This is a genomic window from Gaiella sp. (assembly GCF_035710885.1).
Taxonomy (GTDB): domain Bacteria; phylum Actinomycetota; class Thermoleophilia; order Gaiellales; family Gaiellaceae; genus Gaiella.
In genome coordinates this window covers 44,078-50,409 of the sequence record NZ_DASTCS010000052.1, presented here as the reverse complement: position 1 = coordinate 50,409, position 6,332 = coordinate 44,078, and the positions used below count along the sequence as shown (strand labels likewise).

The 6,332-nt window shown below is 70.6% G+C and carries 6 protein-coding genes; all 6 read right to left on the bottom strand.

Annotated elements, in window-relative coordinates; all coding sequences use genetic code 11:
• Window positions 1–944, bottom strand: a 944-nt coding sequence (locus VFO26_RS13055; RefSeq protein WP_325115452.1) for an FAD-binding protein, incomplete at its 3' end; no start/stop codon positions are given.
• A 122-nt stretch (window positions 945–1,066) separates the two neighbouring features.
• Complete coding sequence (locus VFO26_RS13050) at window positions 1,067–1,483, bottom strand: VOC family protein (RefSeq protein ID WP_325115451.1); 417 nt, start codon at window positions 1,481–1,483, stop codon at window positions 1,067–1,069.
• A complete protein-coding gene (gene pckA, locus VFO26_RS13045; RefSeq protein ID WP_325115450.1) occupies window positions 1,480–3,078 on the bottom strand; it encodes a phosphoenolpyruvate carboxykinase (ATP) in 1,599 nt (532 codons plus the stop codon). Before pckA ends, VFO26_RS13050 begins: the two co-directional genes overlap by 4 nt.
• A 111-nt stretch (window positions 3,079–3,189) precedes the next feature.
• Window positions 3,190–5,037: an ABC transporter ATP-binding protein gene (locus VFO26_RS13040; protein WP_325115449.1), complete on the bottom strand. Its 1,848-nt coding sequence runs from the start codon at window positions 5,035–5,037 to the stop codon at window positions 3,190–3,192.
• A 68-nt stretch (window positions 5,038–5,105) separates the two neighbouring features.
• Window positions 5,106–5,702, bottom strand: coding sequence for a lysophospholipid acyltransferase family protein (locus tag VFO26_RS13035; protein ID WP_325115448.1), 597 nt, complete (start codon window positions 5,700–5,702; stop codon window positions 5,106–5,108).
• 6 nt (window positions 5,703–5,708) lie between these two features.
• Window positions 5,709–6,302 carry a hypothetical protein gene (locus VFO26_RS13030; RefSeq protein ID WP_325115447.1) on the bottom strand — a complete coding sequence of 198 codons (594 nt, stop codon included), beginning with the start codon at window positions 6,300–6,302 and terminating at the stop codon, window positions 5,709–5,711.
• Window positions 6,303–6,332: the final 30 nt, after the last annotated feature.

Genomic DNA, 6,332 nt, shown 5'->3' with positions numbered 1-6,332 from the left:
AGCTTGTTGAGGATCTTCTCCGGGCCGAGATGGCGAAGGTCGAGCATCACGGAGCCGTTGACCCCGCGGCCCGCCTCGATCTCCGTCGTCTCGGAGCGGGACACGACGTCCCGCGAGGCGAGCTCGAGCGCGTTCGGCGCGTACCGCTTCATGAACCGCTCGCCGTCCTTGTTGAGCAGGTAGCCGCCCTCACCCCGGCAGCCTTCGGTGATGAGGATCCCCGACGGGTACATCGTCGTCGGGTGGAACTGCATGAACTCCATGTCCTTCAGCGGAAGCCCCGCATGGAGGGCCATCGCCATCCCGTCCCCTGTGCAGGCGTAGGCGTTCGTCGTCGCGCGGTAGAGGCGACCGACGCCCCCGGTGGCGAGGATCGTCGCCGATCCCGTCACAGCCTTCACCCCGCCGTTCAGGAGATCCCAGCAGATGACCCCAGTGCAGCGGCCGTCCTCCTCCACGAGCCGGAAGGCGAAGTACTCCTCGAGCACCACGAGGCCCTGGTCCACGCGCTTCTGGAGCTGCTCGTAGAGCACCTGGATGAGGACGTGGCCCGTGATATCCGCGGAGTACACGGTGCGCGGCGAGCCGGCCGCGCCGAACGGGCGCTGGTCGAGCTTGCCGTCTTGGTCGCGCGAGAAGACACAGCCCCAGTGCTCCAGCTGGTAGATGTCACTCGGCGCCTCGCGCGTGAAGACCTCGATCGCGTCCTGGTCGCCGAGGTAGTCCGAGCCCTTGACGGTGTCGAACGCGTGCGTCTCGGGGCTGTCGTCCGCCTTGTTGCCGAGCGCCGCGTTGATGCCCCCCTCGGCCGCGCCCGAGTGGCTGCGGGTCGGGTGGAGCTTCGAGACCACGGCCACCCGCGCACCGGCATCGTGCGCCTCGATCGCGGCGCGCATGCCCGCGCAGCCGGCGCCGACGACGAGCACGTCGAAAGGTGCGTCCATCGCTTGGAACCTATCGGATGGGCCGTTCCCGAGGCCCGCCGAAGCGCACGCGACGAGCGGCCCCGACGTGACGTCTGCGTCTGCTCGATGGTGGCCGGAAGGACGTGCGCCCGGAGGCCGAGCTACGCGACGACGCGCTCGGGCCCGCCGTCCGAGCGCTCCTCGAACAGCGTCAGCTGGAGGCCGGCCGGCGCCTCGAGCCGCGCGTTGAGCGACCCCCACGGCGTGGACGTCGGCCCCGCGAGCACACGAGCACCGGCCTCGGCCAGAAGTCGTGTGCTCTCCGTGGCATCGTCGATCTCGAACGCGATCCGGATATGGCCGGCAACGCGCCTCCCCACCTCCACCTGGTCGATGTAGGCGGCGTGGGGCGGATCGGACAGCTCGAGCGTCGCCCGACCGGCATCGAGGATCGTCACGTCGCCGTGCTCGCCCGAGAACGCGCCGAGCTCGGGCAGGCCGAGCACGTCGCGGTAGAAGCGAAGCGCCTCCTCGTAGTCGTCGGCCGTGACGACGACGCGTAGCTGCCGGACGCTCACGCCGCGGGAGGCCCGGCCGCCGCGACCGCCGGGTCGACTTCCGACGCGAATTTGCCCTCGAAGTTCTCGCGGAACATGGCGGCAAGCTCCTGCGCCTTCGCGTCGTACGCCTCCGGGTCCGCCCAGGTGGAGCGCGGGTCGAGGAGCGCCGTCTCCATGCCCGGCACGGCGACCGGGACCTCGACGCCGAAGACAGGGTCGACACGGTAGGCCACGTCGTGCAGCGAGCCGGCGAGGGCTGCGCGCAGGAGCGCGCGCGTCGCCTTGATCGGCATGCGACGACCCTCGCCGAACGGGCCTCCCGTCCAGCCGGTGTTGACGAGCCAGACGCTCGAGCCGTGCTCGTCGAGCTTCTCGGCGAGCATCGTCGCGTAGACGCCCGGACGCTGGGGGATGAAGGGCGCCCCGAAGCAGGTCGAGAACGTGGGCTGCGGCTCGGTGACGCCGATCTCCGTGCCCGCGAGCTTCGCGGTGAACCCGGAGAGGAACCAGTACTGGGCCTGCTCGCTCGAGAGCCGGGCGATAGGCGGCAGGATCCCGAAGGCGTCGGCGGTGAGGAAGACGACGTTGCGCGGGTGACCGGCCATCTTCGACGGGTGGGCGTTGGGGATCTGCTCGAGCTCGTAGGCCGCGCGCGTGTTTTCGGTCTTGGAGTCGTCGTCGAGGTCGATCACACCCCGTTCGTCGACGGCGACGTTCTCCAGGATCGTCCCAAAGGTGCGGGTCGTGCGAAAGATGTCCGGCTCGGCCTCGGCGGACAGCCTGATCACCTTCGCGTAGCAGCCGCCCTCGATGTTGAAGACGCCGTTCGTCCCCCAGCCGTGCTCGTCGTCGCCGATGAGGCTGCGGGAGGGGTCGGCGGACAGTGTCGTCTTGCCGGTCCCGGAGAGCCCGAAGAACACCGCGACGTCGCCGTCCGGGCCGACGTTGGCCGAGCAGTGCATCGGGAAGACCCCCTCGAGCGGAAGCCGGTCGTTCATCACTGTGAAGATCGATTTCTTGATCTCGCCCGCGTAGAAGGTCCCGCCGATCAGCACCTCAGTACGGCTCGGGTGCAGGAGGACGAACGTGCCTGTGCGCGTGCCGTCCCGCTCGGGGTCGGCCTCGACGCCTGGAGCGTGTAGGACGAGCGCCTCGGGCTCGTGAGCGTCCAGTTCCGCGGGTGTCGGACGGATGAACATCGTCTTGGCGAAGAGAGCGTGGTAGGGGCTGGCCGAGACGACGCGCACCCCGATTCGATGCTCCGGATCGGCGCCCGCGAAGCCGTCGATCACGTACAGCCGCTGCTGCGCGGAGAGGTGGTCGACCACCTTCTGCCGCAAGCCGTCGAACCGGGTCTCGTCGATGGGCTGGTTGACCTCCCCCCACCAGATCCGCTCCTCCGACCCCGGCTCGTGCACGATGAACTTGTCCTTCGGCGAGCGGCCCGTGAACCGCCCCGTGTCCACGACGAGCGGGCCGCCCTCGGCGAGTCGGTCGTTGCCGCGCCGGATGGCGTCGGTGTACAGCTGGGACGTCGTCGGGTTCCGCAGCACGTCGCCCGACGGGGCGATCCCGTGGCCTTCCAGCCCGGACTCGGTCGTGGTCGCGGTCATTGGTGGGAGATCTCCTCCTTCGAGAACAGCGAAACGGTAGTCGCAGCACGGCTGACATGGCAGCGCAGTCGCCCGTCTCCGAGTTCGCGCCCTTGAACGCGGAAGCGCGGCTCAGCTGGGCGTGGGAACGACGTCCGCGACGTCCGCGTCGCGGGCGACGAGGGACGCGTAGCGGCCGCCGAGGGCGAGCAGCTCGTCGTGCGTCCCCCGCTCGACGATCCGGCCGTGGTCGAGCACCACGATCTGGTCGGCGTCGCGCACCGTCGAGAGGCGGTGGGCGATTGCGATCACGGTACGGCCCTCCGCCAGCCTCTCGAGTGCGGCCTGCACGGCCCGCTCCGTCTGCGTGTCGAGCGCCGAGGTCGCCTCGTCGAGCACGAGGATGGGCGGATTGCGCAGGATCGTCCTGGCGATCGCGATCCGCTGCTTCTCGCCTCCCGAGAACCGGTAGCCGCGCTCTCCGACCACGGTGTCGTAGCCCTCCGGCAGCGACGCGATCAGGTCGTGGATCTGGCCGGCGCGCGCCGCCTCCTCGACCTCCTCGTCGGTCGCGTCCGGGTCCGCGAAGCGGAGGTTCTCGCGAACGGTCGCGTGGAAGAGGTACGTCTCCTGGGAGACGACGCCGACCGCCGCGGTGAGCGACGAGAACGTCAGCTCGCGGACGTCGATCCCGTCGATGCTCACGGTCCCGCGCGACGCGTCGTAGAGCCGCGCGACGAGGTACGCGCACGTCGTCTTCCCCGAGCCGGTCTCGCCGACGAGCGCGGTCTTCGTGCCCGCAGGGACGGTGAAGGTGACGCCCTCGAGCGTCCAGGCGTCCTTCTCGTAGCGAAACCAGACGTCGTCGAACGCGACGTCCCCCGTCGGCCGCTCGATCGTCGTCGTCCCCTCTGCGATGTCCACCGGCTGGTCGAGGTACTCGAAGATCCGGTCGAACAGCGCGAGCGAGCTCTGCACCTCCAGCTGGACGCCGAGGAGGCTCCCGATCGGGAAGAAGAGGCGGGTCTGGAGGGTCGTGAACGCGACGAGCGTGCCGATCGTGATCGCGCCCGAGCCGCGCGAGATCGTCCAGCCGGCGAAGAGGTAGACGAGAGCCGGCATCACGGCGAACGTCGTCTGGATGGCCGCCATCATCCAGCGGCCGGTCATCCGCGTTCGCACCTCGAGCCCGGCAAGGCGCTCCGACTCGGTCTGGAACCGCTCTGCGAGGTCCGCGGACCGGCCCATCGTCTTGCCGAGCAGGATCCCCGAGACCGAGAGCGACTCCTGGACGATCGACGAGACGTCCGCCAGCGACGCCTGGCGCTCGGCCGTCACCTTCTTGCGCTGCTCGCCGACCCGCTTCGTCAGCCAGACGAAGAGCGGGAGCAGGGCGAGCGCGAAAGCGGCCAGCCGCCAGTCGAGCAGCAGCATCGCGATGATCGTCGCGAGCACCGTGGTGACGTTGGAGAGCACGGAGGTCGCGGTCGACGTGACGACGTTCTCGATCCCGCCGATGTCGTTCGCGATCCGGCTCTGCACCTCGCCGGTGCGCGTGCGGGTGAAGAACGCGAGCGACAGGCGCTGGAGGTGCCGGTAGACCGACGTGCGCAGGTCGTGCATCACGGCCTGGCCGACGAGGTTCGAGAGCAGCGTCTGCCAGACACCGAGGATCCCGGTGACGATCGGGATCGCGACCATCCCGGCGACGAGGGCGGTGAGGAGCCCCATCCGCACGCTTGCTTCCCCGGTCGAGGCGTCCACCTGGATCGCCGTGTCGAGCACCTCGCGCAGGAGGAACGGCGAGATCACGCCCAGGCCTGCGGAGAGGACGATCAGCGAGGAGACGAGCCCCAGCCGTGCGCGGTAGGGCCGGAACAGCCGGATGATCCTGTGCAGGTTCGCCTTGCGGACGGCAGGGTCCGCCGGGCGCGTGGGGACCTCGCTGCTCGTGAAGGATTCCCAGCGACGTCCCGGCACGGATCGAGTGTGCCTGCTGTCATGCGCCCCAGGTAGGGCGGGCGCCGTGTGGCTCCGGGCGCGGCCGCTCAGCGCGCGGTGAGCGCCTCGACTGCGCCGCGCACGCGTGCTGTCAGCTCGCGGGTCGCCGGGATCGTCGGCGCCAACGGCTCGACGGGGATGGCCTCGCCCACGAGGACGCTGACGCGGGCGAGCCGTGGCAGGCGTGTCCCCGGTCGCAGCGCGTCGGCCGCTCCGAGGATCGCCACGGGGACGATCGGCGTCCCGGTCGTCAACGCGAGCCGCGCTGCACCGCGCTGCCACGGCCGGTCGCGTTCGCCGAGGACGGTGCCCTGGGGGAAGATCGCGACGGCGTCGCCGCTCGCGAGGGCGCGGGCGGCGGCGGCGACGGCCGCCACGTCCCCGCGCCGGCGCTCCACGGGAATCCCGCCGAGCCGTTCGAGCACCCATCCGACGACACGCCTCGACCAGAGCTCGCTCTTCGCCAGGAAGCGGAGCGGCCGGTCGATGGCGGCGCCGAGGAAGAACGGATCGGCGAGCGAGTCGTGGTTCGCGACCACGATCACCGGGCCGGCCGGGATCCGCTCCATCCCCTCCACGCGGAGCCGCCAGAGGATCCGCACCACCGGGCCGACGACCAGGTGGACGATCCCGTAGAGCCCCATTGTGGCTCAGCCGCTCGTCCGCGGGCATGCGCGGACTGCGCGGGCCGTCTCCGCGGCGCGTCGGGCGTACCCCTCGGGCGTGCCGTGGACGTGATCCGCGGCGAGCAGGGAGTCGTCCTGGGCGACCATCTCCGCCCAGTCGACCAGCCGCAGGCTCTCGTTCGCGGCGCTCGCCTCGCGGAGCACCCGGTCGAAGCCCGTGCGTTCGACCCCGTCCCGGATGATCGTGGCCCAGAGGAGGCAACGCCTTGGGCCGACGATCTCGGTCGCCTCCTCGACGTATCCGCGGAACTCTTCCTCGGAGCCGTCGAGGTCGTTCGTCCCGAGGCTGACCACCACCACGGGCGCGAGCGCCGCGCCAAGGCGCCGGAGCTCGTCGATCCCCTCCCGGGTGGTACGGCCGACGCGATCGCGGGCGTCCACCCGCCACCCGGAGAGCTCGTCTCGGAGGAACGGCTCGACGCCGACGTTGAGCGAGTCGCCGACGAGCGTCACGCGTCCCGTGTCGTCCGTCGGGGCGTCGTCGTCACGCGTCACGGCGAACACCGCACCGACGAGCGCGACTGCGAGCGCGAGGACGAGTACGGGGAAGATTCGCATGGGCAGGCGTCGTCGGAAGGGGCGAGAAAC

Bases quoted from the DNA above. Each gene is read 5' to 3' on its own strand.
- pckA (WP_325115450.1), bottom strand. From the start codon at position 3,078: ATGACCGCGACCACGACCGAGTCCGGGCTGGAAGGCCACGGGATCGCC.
- VFO26_RS13035 (WP_325115448.1), bottom strand. From the start codon at position 5,702: ATGGGGCTCTACGGGATCGTCCACCTGGTCGTCGGCCCGGTGGTGCGG.
- VFO26_RS13030 (WP_325115447.1), bottom strand. From the start codon at position 6,302: ATGCGAATCTTCCCCGTACTCGTCCTCGCGCTCGCAGTCGCGCTCGTC.